The organism is Hydrogenophaga palleronii NBRC 102513 (assembly GCF_001571225.1).
In the GTDB taxonomy this organism is placed as follows: Bacteria; Pseudomonadota; Gammaproteobacteria; order Burkholderiales; family Burkholderiaceae_C; genus Hydrogenophaga; species Hydrogenophaga palleronii.
Genome location: NZ_BCTJ01000017.1, coordinates 25,223 through 37,573 on the forward strand (window position 1 = coordinate 25,223; position 12,351 = coordinate 37,573).

General features: G+C 66.8%; 14 protein-coding genes and 1 pseudogene. 9 read left to right on the forward strand and 6 right to left on the reverse strand.

Features of this window, described 5'->3' with window-relative positions:
- Nucleotides 1-3 precede the first annotated feature (3 nt).
- Both HPA01S_RS23580 and HPA01S_RS23835 read right to left on the reverse strand, forming a co-directional pair.
- Nucleotides 4-342: a hypothetical protein gene (locus HPA01S_RS23580; RefSeq protein ID WP_245638649.1), complete on the reverse strand. Its 339-nt coding sequence runs from the start codon at nucleotides 340-342 to the stop codon at nucleotides 4-6.
- Between the two features lie 138 nt (nucleotides 343-480).
- Nucleotides 481-630 (reverse strand): annotated as a pseudogene (locus tag HPA01S_RS23835) (zinc-ribbon domain-containing protein); the annotation flags it as partial.
- Between the two features lie 96 nt (nucleotides 631-726).
- On the opposite strand from HPA01S_RS23835, the gene HPA01S_RS13245 reads away from it, so the two are divergent.
- The 3 genes from HPA01S_RS13245 to HPA01S_RS13255 are packed head-to-tail and all read left to right on the forward strand — an operon-like array spanning nucleotide 727 to nucleotide 3,167.
- Entirely contained in the window at nucleotides 727-1,914 is a 1,188-nt protein-coding gene (locus HPA01S_RS13245; RefSeq protein WP_066270716.1) for a benzoate/H(+) symporter BenE family transporter, read from the forward strand.
- A gap of 12 nt (nucleotides 1,915-1,926) precedes the next feature.
- A complete protein-coding gene (gene gshB, locus HPA01S_RS13250; protein WP_066270718.1) occupies nucleotides 1,927-2,874 on the forward strand; it encodes a glutathione synthase in 948 nt (315 codons plus the stop codon).
- Nucleotides 2,871-3,167, forward strand: coding sequence for a VF530 family protein (locus tag HPA01S_RS13255; protein ID WP_066270721.1), 297 nt, complete (start codon nucleotides 2,871-2,873; stop codon nucleotides 3,165-3,167). The genes gshB and HPA01S_RS13255 overlap by 4 nt, the downstream gene beginning before the upstream one ends.
- A gap of 13 nt (nucleotides 3,168-3,180) precedes the next feature.
- Here HPA01S_RS13255 and HPA01S_RS13260 read toward each other — a convergent pair whose 3' ends face one another.
- Nucleotides 3,181-4,023, reverse strand: a complete 843-nt coding sequence (locus tag HPA01S_RS13260; protein ID WP_066270723.1) for a phosphodiesterase — start codon at nucleotides 4,021-4,023, stop codon at nucleotides 3,181-3,183.
- A 165-nt stretch (nucleotides 4,024-4,188) separates the two neighbouring features.
- On the opposite strand from HPA01S_RS13260, the gene HPA01S_RS13265 reads away from it, so the two are divergent.
- The 6 genes from HPA01S_RS13265 to HPA01S_RS13290 all read left to right on the forward strand — a co-directional run bounded on the left by HPA01S_RS13265 (nucleotide 4,189) and on the right by HPA01S_RS13290 (nucleotide 9,494).
- Nucleotides 4,189-4,854, forward strand: a complete 666-nt coding sequence (locus HPA01S_RS13265; RefSeq protein WP_169801534.1) for a GntR family transcriptional regulator — start codon at nucleotides 4,189-4,191, stop codon at nucleotides 4,852-4,854.
- 96 nt (nucleotides 4,855-4,950) lie between these two features.
- Entirely contained in the window at nucleotides 4,951-5,910 is a 960-nt protein-coding gene (locus HPA01S_RS13270; RefSeq protein WP_066270731.1) for a tripartite tricarboxylate transporter substrate binding protein, read from the forward strand.
- Between the two features lie 8 nt (nucleotides 5,911-5,918).
- A complete protein-coding gene (locus tag HPA01S_RS13275; protein WP_066270734.1) occupies nucleotides 5,919-7,319 on the forward strand; it encodes an FAD-dependent oxidoreductase in 1,401 nt (466 codons plus the stop codon).
- Entirely contained in the window at nucleotides 7,316-7,915 is a 600-nt protein-coding gene (locus tag HPA01S_RS13280; protein WP_066270740.1) for a 2-hydroxychromene-2-carboxylate isomerase, read from the forward strand. Before HPA01S_RS13275 ends, HPA01S_RS13280 begins: the two co-directional genes overlap by 4 nt.
- Nucleotides 7,916-8,106: 191 nt before the next feature.
- A complete protein-coding gene (aqpZ, locus tag HPA01S_RS13285) occupies nucleotides 8,107-8,811 on the forward strand; it encodes an aquaporin Z (RefSeq protein ID WP_066270742.1) in 705 nt (234 codons plus the stop codon).
- Between the two features lie 233 nt (nucleotides 8,812-9,044).
- Entirely contained in the window at nucleotides 9,045-9,494 is a 450-nt protein-coding gene (locus HPA01S_RS13290; protein ID WP_084360673.1) for a hypothetical protein, read from the forward strand.
- Between the two features lie 77 nt (nucleotides 9,495-9,571).
- Here the strand turns inward: HPA01S_RS13290 and HPA01S_RS13295 are convergent, their stop codons facing one another.
- From HPA01S_RS13295 to HPA01S_RS13305, 3 genes are all read right to left on the reverse strand, one after another.
- Complete coding sequence (locus HPA01S_RS13295) at nucleotides 9,572-10,399, reverse strand: ABC transporter permease (protein ID WP_066270750.1); 828 nt, start codon at nucleotides 10,397-10,399, stop codon at nucleotides 9,572-9,574.
- 3 nt (nucleotides 10,400-10,402) lie between these two features.
- Nucleotides 10,403-11,215: an ABC transporter ATP-binding protein gene (locus HPA01S_RS13300; RefSeq protein ID WP_066270752.1), complete on the reverse strand. Its 813-nt coding sequence runs from the start codon at nucleotides 11,213-11,215 to the stop codon at nucleotides 10,403-10,405.
- A 109-nt stretch (nucleotides 11,216-11,324) separates the two neighbouring features.
- Complete coding sequence (locus HPA01S_RS13305) at nucleotides 11,325-12,344, reverse strand: ABC transporter substrate-binding protein (protein ID WP_066270755.1); 1,020 nt, start codon at nucleotides 12,342-12,344, stop codon at nucleotides 11,325-11,327.
- Between the last annotated feature and the right edge of the window lie 7 nt (nucleotides 12,345-12,351).

Genomic DNA, 12,351 nt, shown 5'->3' on the forward strand with positions numbered 1-12,351 from the left:
CCATTACTCATGCCAGAGTTCCAGTTTGCATTTGGAGCAATCGGCCAGGGTGGTATTGGTCTTGTACGGAGTGTGTCTGTAGATGCCTCGGTTTCCACACGCCAGGCACTGGTGGCCACGTTCTCCGACGGCGCCAGGCAGGTTTTCGTATTCCTGTTCTGATAGCCGCTCGCTCGTGAAAGTGAACAGGCCATAGATGAGCAGGCCGACAGCAGCCAGACAGAGGAGCAGACCGAGGAGCGGGATTTCTTGGCTCAACAGTGCCCAGCCCAGCGCACCGACCACGGCAGCGCCCACGAACATCAGAATGCCTTTGGCGCGCCGACTGACCTTGTGGGCCACGAGCGATCGGTATGCGGCCAGACCTGCAGGATGGCCTTCTTCGCGTGGCCGCGGTTGTGGCGTTCGTTGCCGAGTCTGACGCGTTGAGGTTGCGGTGTTGCCGGAGGCTGGCTTCACTTCGCCTTCTCGACGCTCTCCGCAGCTCGAACAGAATACGGCGTCGGGGCTGAGTTCATGACCGCAACGGTGGCAGAAAGGCATCGCTTCAATTCCTCTGGATTCTTCGGTGTGGTGGGGGCGGTATGGGCTCACGTGGTTTCTGTCGTATCGGCACTCCAGGGGAAACATGAAGGCCTGTATACGGGATGGCCGAGATGCCGGCGCGCGCGCCGGGGCATTGCAGTCCCGCCGGTGCACGGGCCTTGCTCCCGGCACAATCGCCCGATGTCCTTTTTCCGCGATGTCAACCTCTCGGCGGCCACGGCCGGCTTTGTGGCCGTGCTGGTGGGCTTCACCAGCTCGGTGGCCATCGTCTTCCAGGCGGCGCAGGCCTTTGGCGCCACGCCGGCGCAGATCACGTCGTGGATGTGGGCGCTGGGCCTCGGCATGGGCCTGTGCTCGGCCATTCCCTCGCTGGTGCTGCGCCAGCCCGTCATGGTGGCCTGGAGCACGCCGGGGGCGGCGGTGCTGGCCACGGCGGGCCTCGCCGGTGGCTTCACCATGGCCGATGCGGTGGGTGCCTTCCTCATCAGCGCCGCGCTCATCGTGCTGGTGGGCGCCACCGGCTGGTTCGAGCGGGTGATGAACAAGATTCCGATGGCGATTGCTTCGGCCCTGCTGGCCGGTGTGCTGGCGCGTTTCGGCCTGCAGGCCTTTGCCGCCGCGCAGACCGCGCTGCCGCTGGTGGTGCTGATGCTGCTGGCCTACCTGCTCGGGCGGCGCCTGCTGCCGCGTTATGCGGTGCCGCTCACGCTGGCGGTGGCGATTGCCTATGTGGTGGCGCGCGGCCAGTTCAACGGCGGTGCGGTGAGCTTCGAGCTCGCCATGCCGGTGTTCACCATGCCAGCGTTCAGCCTGGCCGGTTTCACCAGCCTGGCGTTGCCGCTGTTCGTCGTCACCATGGCTTCGCAGAACCTGCCCGGTGTGGCGGCCATCCGCGCGGCCGGTTACGACATGCCCATCTCGAAGATCATCACGCTCACCGGCGCGGCCACCCTGGTGCTGGCGCCGTTCGGCGCCTTTGCGCTCAACCTCAGCGCTATCACCGCGGCCATCTGCATGGGCCCCGAGGCGCATGCCGACCCGAAGAAGCGCTACACCGCCGCGGTGGTGTGTGGTGGCATCTACGTGCTGATCGGCCTGTTCGGCGCCGCCATCACCGGCCTGCTGATCGCCTTCCCGCGTGAACTCGTGCTGGCCATCGCCGGCATCGCCTTGCTGGGCAGCATCGGCGGTGGCCTGCACGCCGCGCTCAAGGACGAGACGCACCGCGAGGCCGCGCTCATCACCTTCCTCGTCACGCTCAGCGGCGTGGTCATCGGCGGCATTGGCTCGGCCTTCTGGGGCGTGGTCGCCGGCGCCATTGCGCTGCTTGTGCAACAGTACGGCCTCAGCTCGAAAAAGACATCCTGAACGAACAACGCCATGAAAAAAATCCTCGTCGTCGCCGATCCGCTTGAAGCCTTCAAGATCTCCAAGGACACCACCTTCGCCATGATGCGCGAGCTGCAGCGCCGCGGCCACACGCTGGCGGCCTGCGAGCCCGAGCACCTGCAGTGGCAGAGCGGCCAGCCGGTGACGGCACAGGTGCGGCACGTGCGCTTCACGGGCGATGCAGAAGCCTGGTTTGAGGTCACCCACGAAGCGCGCGAGCCGGTGCACAGCTTTGATGCCGTGCTGATGCGCAAGGACCCGCCGTTCGACAGCGAGTTCTTCTACGCCACCCACCTGCTGGAGCAGGCCGAGCGCGAAGGCGCACGCGTGTTCAACAGCCCGAAAGCGCTGCGCGACCACCCCGAAAAACTCGCGCTGATGGAGTTCGCGCAATTCGCACCGGCCACGCTGGTGACGCGCCGGCCCGAGGCCATCCGTGCCTTTCACGCCGAGCACAAGGACATCATCCTCAAGCCGCTCGACGGCATGGGCGGCATGGGCATCTTCCGCGTCGGGCCCGACGGCATGAACCTGGGCTCCATCATCGAGACGCTGAACCAGGGCGGCGCCACCAGCGTGATGGTGCAGCGTTACCTGCCCGAGATCGTGCTGGGCGACAAGCGCCTGCTGCTCATCGGCGGCAAAGTGGCGCCCTTCGTGCTGGCGCGCATTCCGCAAGGCAGCGAGGTGCGTGGCAACCTGGCCGCCGGAGGCAAGGGCGTGGCGCAGCCGCTGAGCGACGTGGACCGCGCGGTGGCCGAAGCCATCGCGCCCACGCTGGCCGCGCGTGGCCTGCTGCTGGTGGGGCTGGACATGATCGGCGACAAGGTGACCGAGATCAACGTCACCAGCCCGACCTGCTTCCAGGAGATCCAGCAGCAGACCGGTTTCGACGTGCCGGCGATGTTCGTGGATGCGCTGGAGGCGGCGCTCGCATGAGCGACTCCAACTCCGACACCAACCCCGACGGCGACCACGGCGCACCTCCGGCGCCGCCCGCGCAGCCGCGCAACCCGCTGCACGGCCTGACGCTGGAAACCATCGTGACCCGGCTGGCCGATTACTACGGCTGGGAAGGACTGGGCGAACGCATCCCGGTGCGCTGCTTCAACGTCGACCCGAGCGTCGGCTCCAGCCTGCGCTTCCTGCGCAAGACACCCTGGGCGCGCGAGAAGGTGGAGAGCCTCTACCTGTTCATGCTGCGCGAAGAACGGCGCGCGGGCGGGCGCTGATCGGGTAGGCCTCTCACCCGGGGCGAAACGGGTAGGGGCCTTCGAAGCGCGAGTTGAACGTCAGGTGCGTGACCAGGGGCTGGTCGGGCGCCCAGGCATGCACCAGGAACCCGGGTGGCTCCATGCCGAAACCGTTGGCGCCTCCTGGCGAAAAATCCAGCCAGACTTGATGGGCTGTCGACGGTGCGGTTTGCACCACCGTGCCCGCCCAGTGGGTTTGAACGCTGCGGTGCAGGTGGCCGCACACGACGCGGCACACCTGCGGATGTTGCGACACCACTTCTGCCAAGGCGTCGCCGCCCTCCCGCAGCCCGATGCCATCCATGTAGTCCAGGAACGCCCGAAACGGCGGGTGGTGCAGCGCGACGATGGTGGGCGTGTCCGGCGCTTCGGCCAAGCGTTCTGCCAGCCAGCCGATGCGGTTGGCGCACAGACTGCCGTGTGAGGCATGCGGCACCACCGTGTCGAGCGTGAGCAAGCGCAGGCCGGGGAATGCGATGTCGTACTGGATGAAGGCATCCGCATCGGTGGTGCTGTTGGACTGCAGGTAGGCGTGGTCCGGAAAGGCACGGCGCAAGGCGGCCCGGTCATCGTGGTTGCCGGGCATCAGGTAGACCGGACACGGCAAGGGGGCGAGAAGCTCGCGCAGGTGACGGTAGGCCTGGTCGTCGCCGTGGTTGGCCAGGTCGCCCGTCACCAGCACGGCCAGCGGTGCATGGGAGAGCCTGTCGACCGCGGCCACGGCCTGCTTGAGGTGGGCGGCGGTGTCCACGCGGCCGTAGGCGAGCGTGCCGGGTGGGGAGATGTGCGTGTCGCTGAACTGCACCAGCAGGTGGGGAGGAACGGAAGGGAGCATCGGACCTGTTCGGACGGGGAAATCGGGCGTTTCAGTGTGCCTGAGCGAGCAGCCCAGCCGTTCCGGGCTGGGGCAATGACCTCCTCAGGGTTAACCCGGTTGACCGGTTTTTTGTCGGAAAAGCATACTGCGTACGTTGTGTATACACAGAGTACACGGATAAACATGATTCGAGCCCTTCCCCTCTCCACCCGCGCGTATGAGCAGTTGCGCGATGCCATCCTGGGCGGCGAGCTTCGCCCCGGTGAGCCGCTGTTCGAGATCCATCTGGCGAAGTCGCTGGGCATGAGCCGCACCCCCGTGCGCGAGGCTTTGCAAAGCCTGGCGAGCGAGGGCTACCTGGATGAACTGCCCGACCGCGGCTACGTGATCCCCCGGCGCTCGCTGGACGACCTGCGCGAGTTCTTCGAGCTGCGCGAGGTGCTGGAGGCGGCCGCGTCGCGTTACGCCGCCATGAGGGCCCGGCCCGAAGAGATCGCGGAACTGCAGGTGGTGTGCGATCAGTACGAAGGCGAGCAAGACCTGGCGCGCTGGCAACAGCTGGGCGCCCAGTTCCACGCCCTGATCACCCGGGCCTCCCGCAACGACAGGTTGGCCAGCCTGATGGCTTCCCTGACCACGCAGATCGACCTGTCCCGGCGGTCGGTGATCTATGGCGGACCGGCCTGGCGGGAGACCGCCGTGCAGGATCACCGCGCCATTTGCGCCGCCATCACGGCGCGCGACGAGGCTGCAGCCCATGCGGCCGCGGCGGACCATGTTCGCCATTCCTACCAGGCCACGCTGAGGGGTTATCAGCCGGAGGCCTTTGCGTCGCAGAAAACCGCCTGAGCGACACGGCCAGTACCTTCTGCCGGCATTCCGCGCTGGCAGGCGCAACTGCACCCGCTCGCCTGGGCGGGGCTTACTACAAAGGAGACAAACGACATGAAGACAATCTTGCTGGCGATGGCCGCGACATTGGGAGTGGCCACCACCGCCATGGCCGACGACTACCCGAACCGGCCCATCCGGGTGATCGTGCCCTTCCCGGCGGGCCAGGCCTCCGACACCATCGTGCGGCTGGTGGGCGATCAACTGGGCCGCCGTCTGGGGCAGCCGATCGTCGTCGAGAACAAGCCCGGTGCCGGTGGCAACCTCGGCACCGAACAGGGTGCCCGCGCGGCCGCAGATGGCTACACGCTCACCATTGCGACCGCGGCGCTGCCCATCAGCAAGCTGGTGTACCGCAAGCTGGCCTATGACCCGGTGAAGGACTTCGATCCCGTCACGCTGATGACCGTCACCCCGCTGGTCCTCGTGACCCGGCCGGACTTGCCGGTGAACAGCGTGAAGGAGCTGGTCGAACTGGCTCGCAAGACCCCGGGCAAGTTGACGTTCGCCTCCTCCGGCCTGGGCACCTCGCACCAGCTCAGCAGCGAGCTGCTGAAGGCCCTTGCCGATGTGGACATCCTGCATGTGCCCTACAGAGGCAGCGCGCCGGCCCACCTGGACCTGATGTCCGGTCGCGTCGACATGATGTTCGACAACATCGTGCCGGTGACGCCGCACATTCAGAGCGGCAAGCTCAAGGCGCTGGCCGTGACCACCAAAGAGCGCGCGCCGGCCATGCCCGGTGTGGCGACGATGGCCGAGTCGGGGTATGCGAGCTTCGAAGCGGTGGCATGGTTCGGCGTGCTGGCACCCGCCGGCACACCGGCACCCATCGTGGACAAGCTCAGCCGTGAGATCAACGCGGTGCTCAAGATGCCCGAGGTGAACGCCAAGCTGGTGTCCATGGGGGCTAACGTGACAGGCACATCGCCTGCCGAGTTCCGGGGCTTCATGGCCGCGGAGATCAACAAATGGGTGCCCGTCGTACAGCGGGCCAAGATCGTCATCGACTGAAAGACCGAATGTCCTCTACTTACATCACTGAACCCGCCCGCCAAATCCCCCTGCTGCTGGACACCGACGTGATCGTCGTCGGCGGTGGCACCACCGGGCCGCTGGCCGCCATTGCCGCGGCGCGCCAGGGTCGGCGGGTTGTCATGATCGAGCGCTTCGGCTCGCTCGGCGGCAACCTCACGCTCGGCCTGAACACCAAACCGTCGGGTGCGCTGGTCGGTGGCCTGCCGCTCGAGATCTGGAACCTGGCGCGCAGCATGGGCGGCGCGGGCGACGACTACATGGCGGTCGTGAAGACCGGCGGCGTGAAAATCGCCTCGCCGTGCGACCCCGAGATCATGAAGATGCTGCTCACGCGGCTTTGCGCCGAAGCGGGCGTGCAGATCCTGTTTGAAACCGTGGTCTCCGCTCCCCTGATGGACAACGGCGTGGTCACCGGCGTGGTCATCGAGAGCAAGAGCGGGCGCCAGTTCATCTCCGGCAAGGTGGTGATCGACTGCTCGGCCGATGCCGACGTAGCGGCCCGTGCGGGCGCCTCTTCCGTGATGGGCGACGGCGACGTCGAGAAGGTGATGCAGCCGGTGTCGATGTACTTCACCATGGACCGGGTGGACCTCGTTCGCCTGGCCGACTGGGCCCGCATCACCGACGACGTGCCGGCGCGCGCCATTCCCGACACCGTCGAAGGACTGGCCTATGGCCTGTGGCTCACGGGCTTCAACAGTTCGCTGAAGAAGTTCCAGCGCGACACCGGCATCCAGCTGCAGCGGGACAACATCACCCTGAAGACGGCGGGTGGTCGCATGTATGTGAACGCCACGCGCGTGATGGGCGTCGATGTGTTCTCTCCGCTGGAATTCACCAACGCCGTGCTGGAGTGCTACCGGCAAATCGAAGGCGTGGCGCGTTACCTGCGTGAATGCATCCCCGGTTTCGAAAATGCGCGCATCGAGCAGATCGCACCCGTGCTGGGCGTGCGGGAAACCCGCCACGTGGTGGGCGACTACACGCTGACCGGTGACGACGCGCTCAACGGCCACCATTTCGAGGACAGCATTGCAGCCGATGCTTCGGCGCTCGACATCCACGACCCCAAGGGCGCGGACGTCGACTTCCAGGGCCTGCGCCCGTACGAAATCCCTTACCGCTGCCTGCTGCCGCAAGGGGTGGAGCAGTTGCTGGTGGCCGGTCGCTGCATTTCTGCCGACCACGCCGCACATGCCCGCTCACGCAACATGCCCGCCTGCATGGCCACCGGCCAGGCGGCCGGCGTGGCGGCAGCGGTGGCGGTGGAAAGCGGCACCACGGTGCGCCAGGTGTCGGTGGCCGAGGTGCAGAAGCGGCTGCGCGCGCTGGGAATGCCACTGTTCAGTGAAGAGGTGAAAGACGCCGTGCACGAGCCCGCATGACGGTGCGTGTCGAGTACTGGCTCAGCGTAGCCAGTCCCTGGACCTGGCTGGGCAGTGCGCGCTTCATGGACCTGCTGGCACGCACCGGTGCGCAGGTGGAGTTGCTGCCGATGGATCTGTCGGAAGTCTTCGCCGCCACCGGCGGCACGCCGTTTCCCCAGCGTTCACCCGCGCGCCAGAGCTATCGGCAACTGGAGTTGGCGCGCTGGTCCCGCAAGTTGGGGGTGCCCCTCACCCTGACCCCGCGGTACTACCCGGTGGACCGCGTGCCCGCCAGTTGCCTGCTGATCGCGGCGGGCGAAGCCGGCCTGGACACGCTGACGCTGTCGCACGCCGTGCTGCGCGCCATCTGGTGTGAAGACCGCGACATCGCGGATTGGGCCACCCTGGTGCAATTGGTTGAGGGCTTCGGCCACGACGGCGAGGCCTTGGTGAAGCAGGCGCAGCACCCGAACACGGTGCGGCAGCTCGGGGCGAATACGCAGCGGGCCGTGCAGTCGGGTGTTTTCGGCGCGCCGACCTTCATCGTCGATGGTGAGCGGTTCTGGGGGCAGGACCGGCTGGACGTTCTGGAAGAGCGCCTGAGCCGCGCATAGGCGCCAACGCACCTCGGCCCACGCCGGGGTGCTTGTCGTCCCCAGGGCCGGTGCCCGAAACCACGCGAACGCGCCGCAATGGATGCCCGCCGCGCCGCACATTGTCGAATCATTGTTAAACCGCTTGCGCGACCCGCGCCGGTTTGGCTATCGTCCCGCGCTTGTGTTTTCAACCGCGAGGAAGCAACCAAATGGGTCCCAGCAATCTTCAAAAATGGTCTGCCGAACTGCTCGGCACGTTCTGGCTCACTTTTGGGGGGTGCGGCAGTGCAGTGCTGGCGGCGGCCTTCCCGGAGCTGGGCATCGGCTTTGCCGGCGTGTCGCTCGCCTTCGGCCTCACGGTGCTCACCGGCGCCTACGCCTTCGGCCCCATTTCCGGCGGCCACTTCAACCCCGCGGTGTCCGTGGGTCTGGCGCTCGGTGGCCGCTTTCGCGCGGCCGAACTGCCGGGCTACGTGATCGCCCAGGTGCTGGGCGCGGTGGCTGCGGCCGGCGTGCTCTACCTCATCGTCACAGGCAAGCCCGGCGCGGAGGTGGGCGGCTTTGCCACCAACGGCTACGGTGAACATTCGCCGGGCGGCTACGGCCTGTGGGCCGCGCTGCTGATCGAAGTGGTGCTGACCGCGGTGTTCCTGCTCGTCATCCTGGGTGCCACCGCCAAGCGCGCTGCCGCCGGCTTCGGTGGCCTGGCCATCGGCCTGTGCCTGACGCTGATCCACCTGGTCTCCATCCCGGTGACCAACACCTCGGTCAACCCCGCACGCAGCACCGGCCCGGCGCTGTTCGGCCCGTCCATCGCGCTCGACCAGCTCTGGCTGTTCTGGGTGGCGCCCATTGTGGGTGCGGCGATTGGTGCGCTGATCTGGCGCACGCTGCTGGCCGATTACGACGACTGAGTAACCGCCCCGGCCCACCCCGGTGGGGCGGGCGAACGCAGACGACAACAGACGGAGCTTCAGGCTCCGTCTGCGTTTCCGGCGTCCGCAGGTGGCCCGTTGATCGTTCGTTCGGGCCAATGAAGACCAGGAACTGAAATTGTTTTGCTTCACAATCCGCAGCGCGATGAGGTGGGGCATGGGGCCGGCACCGGGATCGCATGGCTTCATCTCCTGCAGATTGGATATCTCTCATGGCTCACCTCCACACGTTCGCCCTGGTTTGCGCAGTGACGCTGCTTGGCGCATGTGCTTCCCAGAACGCACCGTCCTCATCGGCGACGCCTGCACCAGCGGCCAGCAAGGCCAAGAGCGACAGCACGGTCGCCAAGTCCAGGGACGGTTCGTACGAGGGGGAGATCAAGGGCAAGGCACGGCCGGGCAGCAAGCTGGGCAAGCTGCAGATCGGCATGTCCATGGAGGAAGTGCAGACCGCGATGGGCAGCGCGCCCGACCGCCTGCACAGCTACGAGTCCGGCAAGCGCTGGATCCCGTTCTACTTCGGCAACGACGCGCGCCGCATGCAGGTGCTCTACAAGGGCGAGGGCTGCCTGATGTTCACCGGTGGCAACGTCTGGGGCAGCTCGGGCGGTGACCTGATCGGCATCCACCACGACGCCTCGGGCGCCTGCTACCAGCCTTGAACGGGCCGTGACCGCGCCCGCCTTTTGCCGGATCCGGCAACGGGCGCCAGCGCGGTCGGCACCCTGCTGCTGCGGCCCTAGAGCTTCTCCGTTTCCCCCACCTTCGGCTGCCACTTCATCAGCCGCTTCTCGATCCTGCCCACCACCGCGTCCAGCACCAGCGCAAATGCGGTGAGCACCACGATGCCGGCCATCACGGTGTTGATGTCGAAGCTGCCTTCGGCCTGCAGGATGAGATAGCCCACGCCCTGGCTGGAGCCCAGGTACTCGCCCACCACCGCGCCCACGAAGGCCAGGCCGACCGAGGTGTGCAGCGAGCTGAACACCCAGCTGGTGGCGCTGGGCAGGTAGACGTGGCGCAGCAACTGCTTCTGGCTCGCGCCCAGCATGCGCGCGTTGGCCAGGATGACCGGGCTCACTTCCTTCACGCCCTGGTAGACGTTGAAGAACACGATGAAGAACACCAGCGTCACGCCCAGCGCCACCTTGCTGGCGATGCCCAGGCCGAACCACACCGCGAAGATCGGCGCGAGGATGATGCGCGGCATCGAGTTCATGGCCTTGATGTAGGGCTCCAGGATGGCCGAGGCCATGGGCGAGAGCGCCAGCCACAGACCACCCAGCAGGCCGCCGATGGCGCCGATGGCAAAGGCCAGAACGGTTTCGGTGAGCGTCACGCCCAGGTGCTGGTAGATGTCGGCGTCGGTGACGAACCAGCTCCAGATGCGGCCGGCCACGCGCAGCGGCTCGCCAAAAAAGAACGCGGCCTGGCGGTCGTTGTCGAACATGAACGGCGGCACCAGACCGGGCGTGGTCATCAGGTACCAGAAGGCGATGAGCGCGGCCAGCAGCGCGATCTGCCACACGCGCAGCGTGGCCGGTTGCGGTTTGATGTGCTTCCACATGGTTCAGGCGGCCTTCAGTTGTTGCTGGTAGCCCTTGAGCACCTCCTCGCGCATCACGGCCCAGATGGCGGCGTGCAGTTCGATGAAGCGCTGGGTGGTCTTGATCTCGGCCACGTCGCGGGGGCGCGGGATGTCGATGTGGAACTCGCCGATCGGGTGGCTGGCCGGGCCGGCGCTGAGCACCACCACGCGGTCGCTCATGGCGATGGCTTCGTCCAGGTCGTGCGTGATGAACAGGACCGCCTTCTTTTTCGCCGCCCACAGGTCGAGCACTTCGTTCTCCATCAGCTGGCGCGTCTGGATGTCGAGCGCGGAGAAGGGTTCGTCCATCAGGATGATGTCGGGGTCGAGCACCAGCGTTTGCGCCAGACTGGCGCGCTTGCGCATGCCGCCGCTCATCTGGTGCGGGTAACGGTCGCCAAAGCCGCCCAGGCCGACGCGGCGCAACCAGTCTTCGGCCTGTTTCGTCGCCTCGGCGTCGGACACGCCGCGAAACGACAGGCCGGCCATGACATTGCCGAGCGCGGTGCGCCAGGGCATCAGGCTCTCGGTCTGGAACATGTAGCCGGCGCGCGTGTTGATGGCCGTGAGCGGTTCACCAAACACCTTCACCGAGCCGGTGCTGGGCGCCAGCAGGCCGGCCGCCACGTTGAGCAAGGTGCTCTTGCCGCAGCCGGTGGGTCCGACCACGCTCACGAACTCGCTCGCGCCGACGGTCAGGTTCACGTCGCGCACGGCGGTGTAGCGCTGGCCGGGGTCGTCCTTGCTGATGAAGGTGCAGGACACGCCCTGCAGGTCGATGGCGGGTGGGTTCATGGATTCCGAAACCTTGGCGATCAGAAGCGCAATCGAGTGACACCGAGGAGCCGGCTTCGCCGGGCCTCAGGTGTCGCCCCCGGGGGTGACGCCGCAGGCGGCGCCGGGGCTAGCGGAATTTTGCGTTCGCCTTTTGCACGAAGCTGTTGGTGTAGACCGCGCTCAGATCGATCTTGGCCTTGGCCAGTTCGGCGTCCACGCTGGCCAGTGCGCGCAAGGCGGTTTCCGCGCCTTTGGCGGGAATGGTGCCGTCGGGCGACAGCGCGCCCTTGGCGGCCATGAACGCGTCGATGTACACCGCGCGGTCACCCAGCAGGAAGCTCTCGGGCACGGCCTTGATGATGTCGCCGGGGCCGGCGGCCTGGATCCACTTGTCGGCGCGCACGATGGCGTTGGTGAGTGCCTGTGTCGTGTTCGGGTTCTTGTCGATGAAGGGCTGCGGTGCGTACAGGCAGGCCGCCGGCATCGGGCCGCCGAACACCTTTTCGGACTCGGCCACGATGCGCGTGTCGGAGACGATCTTCAGGTCGCCCGAGCGCGCCAGCAGCGTGATCACCGGGTCCAGGTTGCTGATGGCGTCGATCTGGCCCGCACGCATCGCGGCCACCGCGCCATTGCCCGCGCCCACGCCGACGATGCTCACGTCGCTCGGCTTCAGGCCGGCCTTGGCCAGCACGAAGTTGACCATCACGTTGGTCGAGCTGCCCGGTGCGGTGACGCCGATCTTCTTGCCCTTGAGGTCGGCGATGGTCTTGAAGTTCGCCATCGTCTTGGGGTTCACGCCCAGCACGATCTGCGGCGCCAGGCCCTGCAGCACGAAGGCGCGCATCGGCTGGCCCTTGAACTGCATGTTGATGGTGTGCTCGAAGGCGCCGGAGACCACATCGGCACTGCCACCCACCACCGCCGCCAGCGCGCGCGAGCCGCCGGCAAAGTCGACGATGGTCAGGTCCAGCCCCTCGTCCTTGAAGTAGCCGAGCTGTTCGGCCACGGTCAGCGGCAGGTAATACAGCAGGTTCTTGCCACCGACGGCGATGGTGAGCTTGGGCTTTTCCAGGGCCTGGGCCCATCCGAACGTGGGCAGGGCTGCGGCGGCGAGGCCGCCGACCATGAGGTGTCGTCTTTGCATGCGCTTG

Coding starts and splice junctions, on each gene's coding strand:
- HPA01S_RS13245 (WP_066270716.1), top strand. CDS start 727: ATGTCCTTTTTCCGCGATGTCAACCTCTCGGCGGCCACGGCCGGCTTT.
- gshB (WP_066270718.1), top strand. CDS start 1,927: ATGAAAAAAATCCTCGTCGTCGCCGATCCGCTTGAAGCCTTCAAGATC.
- HPA01S_RS13255 (WP_066270721.1), top strand. CDS start 2,871: ATGAGCGACTCCAACTCCGACACCAACCCCGACGGCGACCACGGCGCA.
- HPA01S_RS13260 (WP_066270723.1), bottom strand. CDS start 4,023: ATGCTCCCTTCCGTTCCTCCCCACCTGCTGGTGCAGTTCAGCGACACG.
- HPA01S_RS13265 (WP_169801534.1), top strand. CDS start 4,189: ATGATTCGAGCCCTTCCCCTCTCCACCCGCGCGTATGAGCAGTTGCGC.
- HPA01S_RS13270 (WP_066270731.1), top strand. CDS start 4,951: ATGAAGACAATCTTGCTGGCGATGGCCGCGACATTGGGAGTGGCCACC.
- HPA01S_RS13275 (WP_066270734.1), top strand. CDS start 5,919: ATGTCCTCTACTTACATCACTGAACCCGCCCGCCAAATCCCCCTGCTG.
- HPA01S_RS13280 (WP_066270740.1), top strand. CDS start 7,316: ATGACGGTGCGTGTCGAGTACTGGCTCAGCGTAGCCAGTCCCTGGACC.
- aqpZ (WP_066270742.1), top strand. CDS start 8,107: ATGGGTCCCAGCAATCTTCAAAAATGGTCTGCCGAACTGCTCGGCACG.
- HPA01S_RS13290 (WP_084360673.1), top strand. CDS start 9,045: ATGGCTCACCTCCACACGTTCGCCCTGGTTTGCGCAGTGACGCTGCTT.
- HPA01S_RS13295 (WP_066270750.1), bottom strand. CDS start 10,399: ATGTGGAAGCACATCAAACCGCAACCGGCCACGCTGCGCGTGTGGCAG.
- HPA01S_RS13300 (WP_066270752.1), bottom strand. CDS start 11,215: ATGAACCCACCCGCCATCGACCTGCAGGGCGTGTCCTGCACCTTCATC.
- HPA01S_RS13305 (WP_066270755.1), bottom strand. CDS start 12,344: ATGCAAAGACGACACCTCATGGTCGGCGGCCTCGCCGCCGCAGCCCTG.